Source organism: Methanimicrococcus blatticola, assembly GCF_004363215.1.
Taxonomy (GTDB): domain Archaea; phylum Halobacteriota; class Methanosarcinia; order Methanosarcinales; family Methanosarcinaceae; genus Methanimicrococcus; species Methanimicrococcus blatticola.
Genome location: NZ_SNYS01000005.1, coordinates 203161 through 219198, shown reverse-complemented (window position 1 = coordinate 219198; position 16038 = coordinate 203161). Strand labels below are relative to the sequence as shown.

The window sequence follows — 16038 nt, the reverse complement described above, 5'->3', positions numbered from 1 at the left end:
AAATCAATCCTGATCCGATTTATTCCTTAATCGAATATTTCACTCGCGCCCCGTATTTATGTGATTTCAGCAATCCCATTTCTTCAAATTTCAAAACAAATGTTCGAACCGTTGCGTAAGCGACGTTCCGGTAATCTTTTTCTAAATCTTTTGTTGAGAATTCATTGGTTCCGTAATGTGACAAAACGAATTGGAAAAGTTCTTGTTCTTTTTTTGTCATTTGACCGGCTTCTAAAACCGTTTTGAACCGCATCAGCAAATCTTCGTTGACGTTGTAATTCTCAAATTGGGAAAATACGTTTTGCGTGAAAAAATGCAGAAACGGTGTCATATCCGGAATTCCGGTTTCAGTTTGATTTTCGGAAATCAATTTGAAAGATTTGTAATAACCGGTTTTATTCTGATTGATGAAAAGCGAAAACGGAATGAATAACGCGGAAGTGTATCCTTTTTGAACCAAATACCAAAGCTGTAAAAGTCGAGCCATTCGGCCGTTGCCATCAAAATAAGGATGTATGTAAGCGAAGTCATAATGAATCATCGCGGATTTTAAGACCTGGTCAATTTCATCATGATCATCATCAATAAACCGAATGAGTTGATTGATGTAAGCCGGAAGTTTTTCAACTGCCAATCCCGAATGAACAGAGTGTCCGGAAGAGCCGACGACGTAAACGGCATCATTGCGATATAATAAGTCGGGCGGCAGTTTCACATCCGGTTCCAGAAAATCATTGATTGTGATTTGGTAGAGTTTGCGCAGATTCTCAACCGTAATTTGATTGGCCGGATCTGAAATAAAATCCAGCCCCCGTTTGATTCCATAAGCCTTTTCTTCATTTTGGGATTGCGGGGCTTTCCCGTTTAATATTTCCCGAACGCTTTCTCGTTTCGTATCAATTTTTTCAATTGAAAGCGTTGAAATAATTTCATCTTCCATTGCTTTCATGCCGTATTTTTCACCGGAATAATTTCGCATCAGCTGTTTCAAACTTTGGGAAACAATTTGAACTTGGGCGGGCGAATAAACAAATTTCTGTCCCGAGAAATTTTCAAGCGGAACTTTCCGATAAAAAAAATCAGAGAGAATCGTTAAATATTCGCTGAAATTTTCCTCCCCGTATTTGTATTTCAATTTGGAAAAACTGAACGTATTTTTGTCCGTCAGCATTTGAGTTAAATTTTTAGGTTCCATAACAAAAAGAAAGAATAACTGATATAAATAAGTATCAAAAAGTATCAGTTTAGTAACCATTCATAATTCATTAAAACAAAAACAAACAAAAAACAAGTATGTGAGATTCACTTCGCTTCTCAAAAAAAAGATGAAAAATACAATTCGTTTTTAAAAAATATGTTGAAAGTGTTTTAAAAAATGTTTTAAAAAATGTTGAAAATGTTGTAAAAAACTGTTGAAAAAGTTTTAAAAGAATGTTGAAAAAAATTATGAAATTAATCAATAATCATCGACGACATATCGCCTTTCATTTCGGTTGAAATCAATTCTTTGACTTTTTCATAATCTAAGCCCTGGCCGAGCAGCCACATCAATTTAACGAAAACAGATTCCGTCAACTGATCAACCGCTTCAACGACGCCTGCTTTTCTCATCGCGAGACCTGTTTCGTATGTGCCGAGCGCGGTTGAACCGTTAATGCACTGAGAGGTGACGACGACAGGAATTTTTTTGTCGGCGGCTTTTTGAAGCGCCGGCACCCAGTCATCGGAAACGTGGCCGAGACCGACACCTTCGAGAACAATTCCTTTGTATCCGCTGTCAATGTAATAATTCAAAATTGAAGGATCGGCACCGGGGACGAATTTAACGATTGCGCATTTTTCTTCAAGGGCCGGCGTGATTTTAAGAATATTTTCGCCGCGTTTTGAATAATCAACAAACTCGGAAAGGAAAGTCAGCTCGCCCGTGAAATAATCCATGTTCGCAATCGGAAACATATTAACCGATTTGAATGTGTCGCGGCGGGATGTGTGCATTTTTCGGGCTTTAACGGCGCGGTGAAGGGAACAGAAGTCATCAGACGTGGAGCCGTGCATAACAATCAGAACTTCTGCGATGTCACCGGCAGCGGCACGGGCGGCGCACATTAAATTCATGTGATTGTCGCTGCTCGGACGGTCGGGACTGCGCTGTGAACCGGTAAAGATGATCGGAACGGGTGTTTCAATCATATAAGCGGCGGCAGCGGCCGAATATGTCATCGTGTCGGTGCCGTGCGTGACAATAATTCCGTCGGCACCGGCTTTGATTTCATCATGAATGACCTGCGCCAGTTCTTTCCAGTTTTCGGGTTTCATGTTTTCGGAAAGGAGGCTGAAAACATCGCGGATTTTGAAATCCGCAAAACCCTCAAGCTCGGGCACTTCAAGAAGCAAATCTTCGCCTGTAAAGGTCGGCTGAACCGTTCCGGTTTCGGTGTTAACGTAAGATGCAATTGTTCCGCCGGTTGTGATGATTGTGATTTTTTTGCCTGACGGCGTGATTTTAATGCCTGCGCCTTTGGCGGTGTTTCTGACGACCTGTTTCGGCACTTCGGGCGGCGCGGCAACAGGAGGCAAAAGCGTCACTTGGACTTCGCTTTCCAAAAATCCGGCAACATATCCGCCGCCGACCATTTTGAGCGTGATGTAGCCGGCTTCGCCCGGAATCACGTGACCTTCAAAAAACGCGCCGTCCTTTTCGACTTTGACAAAATCTCCTGTTTTAAATGCCATGAAGTTACCTCATATCGATTTTAAAAATTGGTTGAAATTCAAAAAATGAAATAAATTTAATTTAAAATTATTACTGTAATACATAAATGCTTTTGATGAAACGTGTTATTAAATCTTTTCGATAATCATTTTTTATGATAATTCAAAGACCGATCACAATTGTAGTAACACTTGTAATAAAACAATTGTAGTAAAAACAATTGTAGTAAAAACGGATGTAATAAAAATGAAAAAAGAAACAGAAGAATCAAATTTTTGTTTTAACTTCTTCCGTTAGGTTTTCAAGTGCTCTTTCAACGGCTAAATCCATTGCCCAGATTTCTTTTTGAAGCGCCGCCAATCTTCTTTTTTTGTCTGTCAAATCGTCGCGCATTTGAATCGGTGCCGGGCCGCCGACAACTAATCTGCGTTCGACATTGCCCAGCGGATCAAGCGCACCGGCAACCGCTTCTTTTGTCAATCCTTTCTCGGATAATTTGTAACCGAGGACATCGGATGAAACTTGATCGATTTCTTTTAAAGACGGGGTTGTTGTCATTCGGCTGAGCGTTCCGACAATTTGATGTGCCGTCCTGAACGGAATTCCGGCATCCCGGACCATTGTGTCGGCAAGTTCCGTCGCGGTTGTAAATCCTGCAACGGATTGTGTTTTCATGACCTCTTCGTGAATTGTTAATGTTTCCATAATGCCTGTCATCATGCGAACGGATGCATCTGTCACATTGACACTCTTAATGATATGCGGCGTTGCTTCCTGCAAGTCACGGTTGTAACTGAGCGGAAGGCCTTTGCAGATTGTCATCAGTGCCGCAAGCGATCCGACGACGGTGCCGGATTTGCCGCGCATTAATTCAGCAGTGTCCGGATTCTTTTTCTGCGGCATGATGGATGAAGTCGATGCATATGTGTCATCAAGTTCTACAAAATTAAATTCTTGGCTTGACCAAAGAATCAATTCCTCTGCCATGCGGCTGAGATTAATCATAATATTAGAAAAGGCGGCCGCGCATTCAATTAAAAAATCGCGGCTGCTGACCGCATCCATTGAATTTGTCATCGGATTTGAAAAGCCGAGGCGTTCGGCGGTGACATAGCGGTTAATCGGAAATCCGGTAGATGCGAATGCTGCCGATCCGAGCGGGCAGATGTTGACGCGCTCGTACGCGGAAATAATGCGGGCAATATCGCGCTCAAAGGCGTCTGCGTGTGCTGCCAGGTGATGCGCGAACGTCGTCGGCTGTGCATGTTGGAGGTGCGTAAATCCGGGCATCAGCGTGTTGATGTGGTCAGACGCAAGCGTTGTGAGCGTTGTTTCCAATTTCATTAAATCTTCGAGCAAAGAAAGAAGCTCACCGCGAAGCGCAAAGCGGATGCATGTCGCGACTTCATCATTGCGTGAGCGACCGGAATGCATTCTGCCGCCGGCTTCTTCGCCGATTAAATCAATCAAACGGGATTCAAGCGAGATGTGAATATCTTCATAACTGAAATCCAAGGTGTCCATGCCTTCTTCTTTTATTTGAAGCAAGCCGGAAAGGATTTTGGAACAATCCTCTTCTGAGATTATTTCTTGTTCCTGAAGCATTAACGTATGCGCCATATCGACAAAAACATCGGCTTCAAAAATCCATTTGTCCGCTTCCATTGAAGATGTATAAGCCCGCATTTCTTCGCCGGGGCTTTTACTTAATCTTCCGCGTCTTAAAATATCACTCATGTCAGTCTCATCCTGTTCGTTTGTGCATAAATGTGTATAAAATATGATAAAATGTGTGTAAAATGTAGTTAGTGTTAGGTGTTCAAATATTAAAATAATCCCCGAGTTCCTTACGTATTAGGAATAAGTTCTAATTATATCTTTAATAATATTTATATATCTTAATAAAAATAAGATTTATTGCAACTTGTAAAATACAAACTATACAAAAATATCGTTATATTATCAAACTCCGAGTTGTTTGAAAAAATACAAGTCTGTTTTCAAACAAAATTTTGCAAAAATATATATAATATGAAATTGTTGTAAAATATACAGGGTGGTCAAACAATAAAACAAAAAGCCACCTTTTAAAAAAAACGGTCAAAAAAGCCGACAGAAATGTAGGTTATTATATGACACAAAAAACATTAAAAACATTCTTTGAGGATGCAGCCGAGGAAATTGAAGGAATAATCGATTGCACCAAAAAAGAAATGAACCGGTTAACAGAAGATGCAAAAACAGACATGGACAAGATAAAAAAGGACATGTCGAAAGACGAAGTTAAAAAGCATTATGATGACTGGAACAAAAAAGCTGAAGCGAGATACACGCAAACAAAAGATGACATCGCGAAATCCCATACCGATGCTAAAAAACGAACGGATGAATTTGTTAAAGAAAACAAAATCACCAAAGAAGAAGCAAAAAAATATCTCGATGACTTCGATAAGAAAGTCAAAAATCAGTATGATAAAGCTGACAAAGAATTTGATAAAGTCAAAACTGATGTTAAAAAATTCTTTGACGGCCGGTAACCCAATCCCTTGTAAAACACACAAAAACTCCCTAAAAACGTAAAAACGATTCTAAAACGTTTGCCTCACGGTGAAACGTTCCTCATAGACACATGTAAACCCGAGTCTGCAAGTCTTAGCACGCCCACAACCGTGCTAAAACTTGCGGATTCAACCTCCGTCTTTTGACATTTTTGACATATCAATTTTTGACATTTTAAGCTCTCTTTTAATTTTTTTCTCTTTTTAAATAATTTTATTTCTTTTATAATTTCAAGGCGTGGACGCTTTTAAGAAAAAAATCGGATCTCATGTTTTATTTCCCGGCGGATTAATCCGCCGATTGAAAATGAAAAAAACAAATAAAATAGAAAAAGTGCAAATGAATTAAACCGTTTTTATTAAAAATTAATATTTTTATTAAAAATTAATCGGAGTAATATAAAAATCAAATTCAGGCTGTAAAAGCACCGATATCTGTTTGAACAACGGAATATGTAATTTTGATTTTTCGATCTTCGAATTGTTCGTAAAAGCGAGCGCGCTGAACCAATCCTTTGAAGAATTCATCTTCGCCGGAAGCGGATACGGTCAAATTTTCGGATTTGTGTGTTTTGTTTAAAGCGATACATTCATTGAAATCGGTTGAGTCGATTGTGGCGTTCATGATTTTATCCTCCGTCTTTTTTGGTAAGACAGTAAATCGTAGAAGTCTTTTGAGGGTATTAAAGGAAAAGGAAGCGGGGTGAAAGTATTGAATCAAAGGGCGAAATTATTGGATTAAACAGTAAATTCCTTTACAGAAGCCCACTCGATATTTGTGTTGATTTCATTTTTTTAAAAACAACATTCAAATTATCGGGAAATATATTTTAAAACATTATCTTTAAAGATAATATCTATTATCTAAAAAATCATGTATTTATTAATTCCCCGCTGTATACAACAAATAATCTGAGTTATTTGTTGAAGATCTTCGATAAATTCATCGAAAAATAACAAGCAGATTTGCTTTAGTTTAAAATCAAAATTAATAAAGAAGGGGATGGAATTATTTCGTTTAAGAGACTGAATACATTATTTGTATTGTTAATTTTACTTTTATCATCAGTTGTGCCGATTGCGGCAGCTGATGTTGTCGGCACAGATACAGATAAAATAAAAGTCATTGCAACAGCAGTCAGCAATGAAAGTAGCAATGGCAACAATAATCTCAAATTTGAAAATGTTCCCGACGGCAAATATACAATTTTAGCGACTTGGCTGATGGGAAGCACTCCGGGAACACCTTATGCGGGCCTGTCCGAAATTACAGTTAATGACGGAAACATCGAAAATGTTGACTTAACCATCGGAAAATGCGCAGGTAATGAAATATCCGAAAAAATATACGAAACGGCAACTTCCTTAAATTCGGCAGAGCCCGAAGGTGGTGGCATATATACCGTTGAAGGAACCGTCAGACTTGAATCAAACGGAAACAACCGAAAAGAGGCAAAACTGATTTTATTGGACGGTTCATTTTTTACAGATATTGATGTGGAAGAAACTAAAACGGATTACATTTTGGATGTTGCTGTATACGGCGCAGAATCTGTGAATATTGAATACACGAATGTCAGCGGCATAAAAAAATTGACAAATAATACACCGGTCGGCGTATCTTACAAATTTACAATTGATAAAGCCGAATTGAATGCCGGCGCAAACAAAATAGAAATAACAGCTGTATCAAACAGTAAAGAGTTTACACGCGAAATAATACTTATAAAAGCAGACGGCAGTAAACTTGTAACTTCGGCGGCAACAAGCATTGAAATTGCAAACGGTAATAATAATTTTAAATTTGAGAATGTTCCCGAAGGGGAATATATTATTTTAGCAACCTGGCTGATGGGAAACACTCCGGGAACGCCTTATGCCGGAATAACAAAGATCACTGTCGTTGATTCTGATGTAACAGATGCAGATTTAACCGTCAACAAATGCGCAGACAATGGAACATTGGCAGATATTTATGAAATTTCTTCAAAAATGGCAGAGCAAATACCTGCCGGAGACGGAATGTATTCGATCGAAGGAACTGTCAGACTTGCTTCAAACGGAAACAACCGAAAAGATGCGAAATTGTACCTGATCGAAGCTCCATTGATTACAAATACTTCATATAATGAAGAAGAAACGAATTATATTGTAGAAATTACCGCATTTGGTGCCGATAATGTCAAAGCGGAATACAAAGACGCATCTGAAAATCAAAAAACAAAAACAAATGCATCTCCGAATGGTAATGTTTTCCAAATCTCAATTCCAAAAAATGATCTGACGAAAGGATATAACACAATTTCCATAACAGCTTTGTCAGATTCAGGAAACCATTATCAAGAAATTACGATTATTAAAGCGGATCCTGCCGATTTAGGCGTTCCGAGAAAAGTCGTTATCATCAGCGGTTATGAAACACATAATAAAATCATTTCAAATCTTTCCGAAGTATATGCTGCAAACGGAAGTAATGTTGAATTACTCTCTCTTGAAACAAAAACCCTTGTCAACAAACCCAAAGAAGAAATTAAAGAAATTATCAGCGGGGCCGATGTTATCACCATTCACATGGTTTCAACGACACCGACTTGGGAATACCTTAAAGAAATTTTGATGGATGAAATCAAAGACGGAAAAGTTGTTCTTTTGGATGACAACGCAACAAGAGCCGCAACCTCTTACAACGGACGAACTATTGTCCCCTCAATTCCGGGAATTTCAGATTCAGATGATAATTTAACAAAATACAAAGCAAAAATTTCCAATTATTGGTCAAACACGCCGTACGAACACAAAAATCTCGAATACATGATCAACATGATCTTGATTGATTTCTATGGCCGTTATGATTTAGACAGGCCGGAAAATGCTGTTGAACTTCCGATTAAAGGAATTTATCATCCGCATTTAGAAAATGTTTTCGAAACGGAATATAATGATTACATTGAGTGGTATTCCAATAATGATCAAATTTGGGAGGGGGAGGAATCGCCGTACCAATATGACCCCCAAAACCCGACTGTCGGAATTACATTTTACAAATCATATTATCCTGATAAAATGGAACCGACTGCGAAAATGATTGAAGAGCTGGAGAAAAAAGGCGTCAATGTCATTGCAACTTATTGTGAAGCGCCGTCTTATTTTGATACAGAAGAATACGGCGGCAAATATTTCGTCGCCGGCGAAATTGATGCCATCTTAAATTATCGCTACATCGGCGAACATCGGTTTAACCAAACCGAATTGGATATTCCCGTTTTCAACGTTTTGATTGTAGAAACGGCAGCAGAATGGGAAGAAGCCTCTAATCCGTTTGGCAACAGTTCCATGAAGTTGGTAAATCAGGAATTAATCGGCGCAATTGATCCGATTGCTGTCGTGTCCACCGAAGAATATGACGGCGTTGTTCAAACCAAGCCGATGAATGATCAGATGGACTGGCTTGTCGGCAGGGTCGTCGGGCAGCTGAATCTTCAAATCAAAGATGATGCCGACAAAAACGTGGCTGTCGTTTATTATAATCACGGCGGCGGCAAAGGAAATATCGGCGCATCTTACCTGGATGTTCCCACCAGTACAATTACTCTTTTAGAAGCCATGAAGAACGGCGGATATAATGTCAACACATCCTTAATTCCGGACGCGGAAACAATGGTTGATGCTATGACAACGCAGGGCATTAATGTCGGCGGCTGGGCACCCGGTGAACTCAAAAAATTAATCGGAGAGGTAGATGTTTCGGATGAAAAAGAAATTTACGATACAGGCAAATCAATCTTAATTTCAGCCGATCTTTATGAAGAATGGTTTAAAGACATTTATCTGGGCGATTGGTTTGAAGAATCTTTGAAAACATTAAGTGATGAAGAAAAGGAAGAACGAATCGCCGAGCAAACCGAATTATATGAAGAGAAAAAAGCAGAAGTTGCGGAAATGTGGGGCAAAGTGCCGGGAAATATCATGGTGTATCAAAATGAATACATCATTATCCCGTATATCGACGTCAGCAGTGATAATGGGGACGGACGCGTCATTTTAACGCCGCAGCCGTCCCGCGGCCACGCCGAAAGCATTGAAACGCTTTACCATGATACCAACATGCCGCCGACTCATCAGTACATTGCTTTCTACCTTTGGCTCCAAAACGGCGGTGAAACCGAAGTTGTTAAAACAACATCGGAAGAAGATTACGAATCTTTCCCTGCTGAAGATGAAACAACCGGATTTGCAGCAGATGCAATTATTCATCTGGGACGTCACGGCACACAAGAGTGGCTTCCCGGAAAAGAAAGCGCACTTTCCAGATATGACTGGCCGGCTATTATGACAGGCTATGTTCCTGTTATTTATCCGTATATTGTTGACGGTGTCGGTGAGGGTATTATTGCTAAACGCCGCGGGAATGCAGTTCTTGTAGATCACATGACACCCGCAATTATTTACGCCGGACTCTACGGAGATTACGCAACACTCGGCAATTCTATTCAGAGTTATGAAACTGTCGAAAATGAAGAAGTTAAAGCGGGTCACGTCGAAACAATTATTCAGAATATCCTTTCAACCGGCTTGAATTCAAGATTGGGCGTAACGGAAGAAGATCTTCAAAACATGAATGAAGCTGAATTCGATGACATGCTTCACGAATTGGAAGACATATTGGAGGACTTAAAAACAAGCTATATGCCTTACGGCCTTCATATATTGGGCAGATCTTTGGAAGGGGAATCATTGACAGAAATGGTTTTTTCAATGCTCAGCGTTGAGTATACGCAAAATGTAACTGCTATAAAAGGCGCAACCACCGAAGATGCTTATGCAATATTGGAACTTGTTTTAGAAGAAGGCAAGGGTTCGGAAGCAGCGGTAAATACAGTCTTTGAATCAAAATCAAATAAACCGACAGAAAGTCAAAAAGCAAATATTATTGCCCAAATTGAAATTGGAAAAGGATACGCTTCAGATTTAAGAGCCTCTTCCGGAGAAATGGACAGTATTTTAAAAGCTTTGAGCGGCGGTTTTATTGAACCAAAGGCAGGCGGCGACCCGGTCACCAGACCTCAAGTTCTTCCAACAGGCGGCAATTTCTACACCGTTGATCAGCGCAGAATCCCGACTCAAGAGGCTTGGGATGTCGGGGTTGTTTTAGTCGATCAGCTTTTAGCGGATTATTATGAAGAACATGGAACTTTCCCGAACAGCGTCGGTTATGTATTGTGGGCCGGTGAAACAACCCGAACAGAAGGCGTTTTGGAAGCGCAGATTATGTATCTGATTGGTATTAAACCAACATGGGTTTCCGGCGGAAATGTGAATGCGGCTCAGTTTGACGTGATAAAAGCAGACGATTTAACGGTGACTTTAAACAACGGACAAACTGTAAAAAGACCGCGTATTGATGTTATTGTTGAAATATCGGGTGCTTACCGCGATCAATTCCCTGAAAAGGTTTTAATGCTTGACCGTGCGATTCGGCTGGCTTACGAACAGGAAGACGGGGTCAACAACATCCGGACAAATACGAACAAAATCATAGAAAGCGGCTATTCCAAAGATGATGCTTTATCTCGAATTTTCGGACCTGCTGCCGATTCTTACGGTGCGGGAATGGATAATTTGGTCGGTGCAACGGATTCGTGGGAAAACAGAGATCAGCTTGCCGAGCATTTCATTAACAGAATGGGATATGTGTATAGCAGTTTGGGCGAGTGGGGAACCACAAACGACAAAGAGCTTTACAAGTCGCAGTTGGCGAATGTTGACGCAACCGTTCACAGCAGATCTTCAACGCTTTACGGTGCCATCGACATTGATGACTTCTATCAATATCTGGGCGGATTGAATCTGGCGGTCAGTTATTCCCGTGAAGATGGGGAATATCCCGACTCATATGTGATGAATTTGCAAAAAGCAGGAGATCCGCGTGTTGATTCACTGAATACGTTCCTCGAAAATGAAATGTATTCCCGTTACTTAAATCAAAAATGGGTTGATGGGATGAAAGAGCACGGTTATGCAGGTGCTCGTGAAATGGCAAAAGCTTTCGAACATGTTTGGGGCTGGCAGGCACTTCAACCGGATTTGATTTCGGCGGACAAAATTAATGAAATGTATGAATTCCTCATGACCGGAGAAAATGGAGAATGGTTGAAATCTGATCCGCAGTTCGCATATAGTGTTCAGTCTATAACGGCAACTTATATCCAGTCGATTATGATGGACGGAAATCCGACAGACAAAGAAAAGGAATTGCTGGATCAATTTATTAAAGACTATGTTGAATCAATAAACCAAAACAGTGTTGCCTGTTGCCATCATTCCTGCGGTAATCCTACATTTAACAGCTTTGTTGCAGGACAAATGTCTGTATTAGGAATTACGCCTGAAGAGCAGGAGAAATTCCTGGATACGATGGAAGAAGCAACAGGAATCCGACCTGAAATTACGCAGATTTCCAAAAATTTGAATTCGGGAAGCTCAAATAACAAAGGCGGTGCACAGATTGTTGAAGCAACAACGGTTAAAGAAACCGACGAGGGCAGCGGTTACGGGACAGATGTGACACGTGCGCCCGGCGAAGTTTCGGGCTTTGAAATGACCCCGTCATTTATTGACAACTCCATTTCAAGCGTCCGCGATTTCTTAAACAATCCGACTTTCTCCGCATCCAGCATGATTGCCATTGCGATGGTTGTTCTTGTTGTCGGTGCTGTTTTCTACGGATTCAGAAGAAAAGGCTGATGCATTAAAAACAAAATTTAAAAATAAGTCAAAAACAAAGGAATTTATTTTTCCTTTGTTTTGATTATCTTTTTTTAATAAATTCTGATTATTTGAAATATTTTTTCAATTTTTCAGGCGATGCAATCACTTTAATATTTTCCATTTTCTTCAGTTTTTTAGAATTTTCAATATCAATGTCGCGCATTTTTAAAGTAAACTTACGGCCGTTTGGGGCTTGTGTTTTGATTTTCCCTTTCTTTTGATCAACCGGATAAATGTAGATCGGAGTTTCTGTTTTTGCGGTTTGTGCGACGGCGTTTGTCAAAAGCGTATCGGCAATGCCGTAAACGATTTTCGCAACCGTATTTGCGGTTGCGGGAGAAATGATTAAAGCGTCATATTTGCCGGTTTGAAGGTCGCCGAGAATAAACGGCGCGTTCGGGCCGGACTCAACCGTACAGGAATCAAAAACGTTATTGACTTCTTCAAATTGCTTGTACCATTTTAAGACGGTTTCTCCTTCTTCGGAGACAAAAACGTCAATATGATAGTCTTTTTCTTTGATCTGACGCATCACTTCAACGGTTTCCGTGAGTTTATCGCCGGCGCCGGTGATGCCCCAAGCAATCATTCTTGTTTTTTGACGAGTTTCTTTTTTTGACATAGAAATCACGATTTATTTTATAAAAAACGAAAGATAGAATAAAGACACATTTCTTTTATTTAAATGGATATGGAGCGGTAAAATAAAAAAAGAGTCCGGAAAACCGGAACACCTTAAAAGGAATACATTAAAATTAACACTTATGATTTGATGACGGGAAGCGTTTGTCCGCCGTACGGAATAATGTGGAACTTCGCATCCGGATTTACCAAAAGTACTTTTGAAATCGCTTCTTCAACCGTTTTGCAGGGTGTGAAGAACGCTTCTTCTGCCGCGCTGTCGGAAAGCGAAGACACGAGATAAAGTGTGAAACGCTGTGATGCAGCAGCCGTTGTTGCTGCTTTATGTCCGCCGAATTCAAATTCCTCATTGAAACGGGCAATCGCTTCAGCGGCTGTTTTACATTCTTTGTTCCATTTGTCGTAAACAGCGTTTCCGATACTGTCGCGACACTCAGAGACTAAAATGATAGAACCGCCTTCTTTGACGGACTGCGTTGCGTTATCAAGTGCTTTGTTGGCCTGATAAAGATTAATGTCTTTGGGATAACCGCCGCAGGAAACGATGACTGCGTCAGCGGGTTCAACTTCTATTTTATAAAGCGCGTCAACAACTTTCACGCCTTCGCGGTGCGCGTCAATAAAATCGCCGGCAAACGCCGCGACAACTTTTTTGTGACTGTCCAAAACAACATTCAAAATGAAATCCAAACCGACAATTTTGGCTGCCTCTTCCAAATCTTGGCGAACCGGACTGTCAACGCGTCCGGAAACGGCATTTTTCTCAATCATCATTTTATGGTTTGTGATGACCGATTCTTTGGAGCTGACGCCCGGAAGAAGCGATTTGGCACCGCCGCTGTAACCGGCATAATAATGGAAACCGACTTCGCCAATGCCGATAATCAAATCATTTTCAGGAATGTCGCTGTAGATTTCAATCGGCGTTCCGCGGGATGTTTTGCCGAAAGACGTTGTCGGGAACGTGCCGACTTCATGCTGAACAAATTTAAAACGTTTGTAAATGTCATCGCCGAGGAGTTTTTGAATTTCTTCTTCTGTGTGCGCGCGATGAAGTCCGAGCGCGAAATAAAATGTAATGTTCTCATCGGGAACGCCGGCCTTTGCAAGCTCTTCCAAAAGGAACGGAATCAGGTAAGCGGATGGTGTCGGGCGGGTGACATCGTTGACAATGACTGCGATTTTTTGGGTCGGCGCGGCAAGCTCGGAGAGGCGGGGAGAATTGACCGGATGCTGCAGCGCGTTTCTGACCAGCGCATCAGAGTCGGCGGTTGATTCGCCTTCATCGGTCGGAAGAATCATGCCTAAAAAAGCAGATTCGGAAAGTTCAAAAGAAAGAGAACCGCTGCCATACGGAACAGAGAATATGTTATTTGTCATTGAAAAACCACTTTAATTTTTAGATTCAAAAAGTTGAGTCTACGTTTAAATAAGTTATGACAAGTGACCAACAATTGAAACAAACGGTGATAAACGATTGAATAAACAGTTGAAACAAACGATTGAAACATGAAACAAACGGTTGAAACAAAGGGATTTATACTTAAAGAAACGCATTTAAATACGTTTGAGATTTTATAGAATCGGTTGATTGCGGTTATCCGAACGTTTTTGAAGTTGTTCTCGTCAAAGGAGAAAATATGTTTGAAACCATTATGCTGGTAATTAACGATTTTTTGTTCAATTACGGCTATCTCAGTTTATTTATCAGCGCGCTTTTAGCGGCTTCTTTGATTCCGCTCAGTCCCGAAGTCCTGATTGTCTTTATGTGTCAAACGCACAGTTTCTGGGGCATCGTTCTTGTCGCGACCGCCGGCAGTTTTTTCGGTTCGCTGACAACTTATGCGCTCGGATATTGGGGCGTTCATAAAATATCAAACCGTTTCGAAGTCATCAGTCCCGAAAAATATGAAAAAGGATTGAAACTTTTTGAAAAATACGGGGCGTGGCTGCTGCTGTTTACGTCAATTCCTGTCATCGGGGACGTATTTCCGTTTGTTGCGGGCGCTGTCAGATACGACTTTAAAAAATTTTCAATACTGATTGTTATCGGCAAACTTGTGCGCTTTGCGCTGGTTGTCACGCTCTGTGACTTGGGTTACGACATCACAACAAGTTTGATTTAAAAACAAACACGGTCAACTTCATGAAATAACAACCGACGGAGAAAAAAAGAAAATACGGGATACGGAATCGTATGTAAGCTATATATATAATATAAACATAACAGTTTACATACAAACACCTTTTTTACCACACATTTACGCCACATTAAAACAATTCAAAGAGCTCGAGGAACAATGTTGAACGGAAAGATCAAATACAGCGGAACGGAAAAGATCGAGAAGAAAGTCTACGACGAACTTGAAGAAAAATTTGAAGCGCGTTTAAACGCGATGGCCGACGAAATTCGCCGGTCAGTTCTCGCGGAAATCCGCGATGAGCTTCAGCCTGAAACTGTTCCTTATGACCGTTTACGCTTAATCGAACAGCGTATCCATGAAATGTCAATCACGCAGGACGGAATCGTTCGTGAAATCGTGGACATTAAAACAACATCCAATTCGCTGTCCGCGGCTGATAAAAAACCGACTTACGAGACCGCCGCTTTAACAAACCAAAGCGCTCAAATCATTTACGATATTTTAGCTTCCGAGCAGCCTGTTCCGGCAGAACGCTCCCGCCAAATGCAGGCTGAGCCGGATTATTCTGATTATATGCAATCGACACAATCAATGCCGCAAGAACCGCGCCGTGTCGTGCCGCCGCCGGGATTTAATCAACCGCCCGGACCGGCAACGCCGATTACACCCGTTTCATTTAATTCAAGAAGAGCCGACGGCTGGGAATATCAGGAATTTGTTCCGGTTAAAAAGAACAACGCGGAACCCGAAAAATTCGTTCCCGCCAAAACAATTCCGGCAAGAGACGATCCGTTTTACTTCGCAGATTCACAGGAAGAAGTTTTAGATGTTTCTTCCTTAAGAGAACCGGAGCCGCCGAGACAATCTTCGTTTGAACAGTCTTCATTCAAACAATCCGCGTTTGAAGATATTCCGTTAACGATTCAGAAAATTAAAACGGAAGAGCCGGAAGTTCCGGACAGAGCCGAATACATTATCGGTAACAACAGTAAACAGGTGCGTTCCGAAAGAGAAGAAGACACCAACGCCAATTGCGAATACATTATCGCTGAAAAAGATGTCGGCAGCCGAAAGTTCGGCGGACGCCGCGGCAGCAAACCGGCATCGGAACTCAAAGAAAAAGTCATTTCAAGCGACGAAGATGACACAGAAATCATTACATACGAATAATCAAAATTAAGGATGAGCGCGTTTGAAAAATCACCTGCGGGAG

General features: G+C 40.9%; 10 protein-coding genes. 4 read left to right on the top strand and 6 right to left on the bottom strand.

Translation table 11 applies throughout. The features are described 5' to 3' along the window. Nucleotides 1-19: 19 nt before the first annotated feature. The 3 genes from C7391_RS01070 to argH all read right to left on the bottom strand — a co-directional run bounded on the left by C7391_RS01070 (nt 20) and on the right by argH (nt 4450). The gene (locus C7391_RS01070; protein WP_133516693.1) at nt 20-1195 is read right to left on the bottom strand and encodes a Fic family protein; all 1176 of its coding nucleotides are present in this window, start codon (nt 1193-1195) and stop codon (nt 20-22) included. 257 nt (nt 1196-1452) lie between these two features. Further along, a complete protein-coding gene (gene gatD, locus C7391_RS01065; protein WP_133516692.1) occupies nt 1453-2733 on the bottom strand; it encodes a Glu-tRNA(Gln) amidotransferase subunit GatD in 1281 nt (426 codons plus the stop codon). A 247-nt stretch (nt 2734-2980) separates the two neighbouring features. Next, nucleotides 2981-4450 carry an argininosuccinate lyase gene (gene argH / locus C7391_RS01060; protein WP_133516691.1) on the bottom strand — a complete coding sequence of 490 codons (1470 nt, stop codon included), beginning with the start codon at nt 4448-4450 and terminating at the stop codon, nt 2981-2983. A 395-nt stretch (nt 4451-4845) separates the two neighbouring features. On the opposite strand from argH, the gene C7391_RS01055 reads away from it, so the two are divergent. After that, entirely contained in the window at nt 4846-5250 is a 405-nt protein-coding gene (locus C7391_RS01055) for a hypothetical protein (protein WP_133516690.1), read from the top strand. Nucleotides 5251-5683: 433 nt separating this feature from the next. Here C7391_RS01055 and C7391_RS01050 read toward each other — a convergent pair whose 3' ends face one another. Next, nucleotides 5684-5896, bottom strand: coding sequence for a hypothetical protein (locus C7391_RS01050; RefSeq protein WP_133516689.1), 213 nt, complete (start codon nt 5894-5896; stop codon nt 5684-5686). Nucleotides 5897-6342: 446 nt separating this feature from the next. On the opposite strand from C7391_RS01050, the gene C7391_RS01045 reads away from it, so the two are divergent. Next, a complete protein-coding gene (locus C7391_RS01045) occupies nt 6343-12015 on the top strand; it encodes a cobaltochelatase subunit CobN (RefSeq protein WP_166627345.1) in 5673 nt (1890 codons plus the stop codon). 88 nt (nt 12016-12103) lie between these two features. Here the strand turns inward: C7391_RS01045 and afpA are convergent, their stop codons facing one another. After that, nucleotides 12104-12661, bottom strand: a complete 558-nt coding sequence (gene afpA, locus C7391_RS01040) for an archaeoflavoprotein AfpA (RefSeq protein ID WP_208107033.1) — start codon at nt 12659-12661, stop codon at nt 12104-12106. Nucleotides 12662-12801: 140 nt separating this feature from the next. Continuing rightward, nucleotides 12802-14061 (bottom strand): nickel-dependent lactate racemase, encoded by a 1260-nt coding sequence (gene larA / locus C7391_RS01035; protein WP_133516687.1) that lies wholly within the window; start codon nt 14059-14061, stop codon nt 12802-12804. Nucleotides 14062-14321: 260 nt separating this feature from the next. On the opposite strand from larA, the gene C7391_RS01030 reads away from it, so the two are divergent. Beyond that, the gene (locus C7391_RS01030; RefSeq protein WP_133516686.1) at nt 14322-14807 is read left to right on the top strand and encodes a YqaA family protein; all 486 of its coding nucleotides are present in this window, start codon (nt 14322-14324) and stop codon (nt 14805-14807) included. Between the two features lie 174 nt (nt 14808-14981). Next, nucleotides 14982-15995 carry a hypothetical protein gene (locus C7391_RS01025; RefSeq protein WP_133516685.1) on the top strand — a complete coding sequence of 338 codons (1014 nt, stop codon included), beginning with the start codon at nt 14982-14984 and terminating at the stop codon, nt 15993-15995. Nucleotides 15996-16038: the final 43 nt, after the last annotated feature.

Bases quoted from the DNA above. Each gene is read 5' to 3' on its own strand.
- C7391_RS01070 (WP_133516693.1), bottom strand. From the start codon at position 1,195: ATGGAACCTAAAAATTTAACTCAAATGCTGACGGACAAAAATACGTTC.
- gatD (WP_133516692.1), bottom strand. From the start codon at position 2,733: ATGGCATTTAAAACAGGAGATTTTGTCAAAGTCGAAAAGGACGGCGCG.
- argH (WP_133516691.1), bottom strand. From the start codon at position 4,450: ATGAGTGATATTTTAAGACGCGGAAGATTAAGTAAAAGCCCCGGCGAA.
- C7391_RS01055 (WP_133516690.1), top strand. From the start codon at position 4,846: ATGACACAAAAAACATTAAAAACATTCTTTGAGGATGCAGCCGAGGAA.
- C7391_RS01050 (WP_133516689.1), bottom strand. From the start codon at position 5,896: ATGAACGCCACAATCGACTCAACCGATTTCAATGAATGTATCGCTTTA.
- afpA (WP_208107033.1), bottom strand. From the start codon at position 12,661: ATGTCAAAAAAAGAAACTCGTCAAAAAACAAGAATGATTGCTTGGGGC.
- larA (WP_133516687.1), bottom strand. From the start codon at position 14,061: ATGACAAATAACATATTCTCTGTTCCGTATGGCAGCGGTTCTCTTTCT.
- C7391_RS01030 (WP_133516686.1), top strand. From the start codon at position 14,322: ATGTTTGAAACCATTATGCTGGTAATTAACGATTTTTTGTTCAATTAC.
- C7391_RS01025 (WP_133516685.1), top strand. From the start codon at position 14,982: ATGTTGAACGGAAAGATCAAATACAGCGGAACGGAAAAGATCGAGAAG.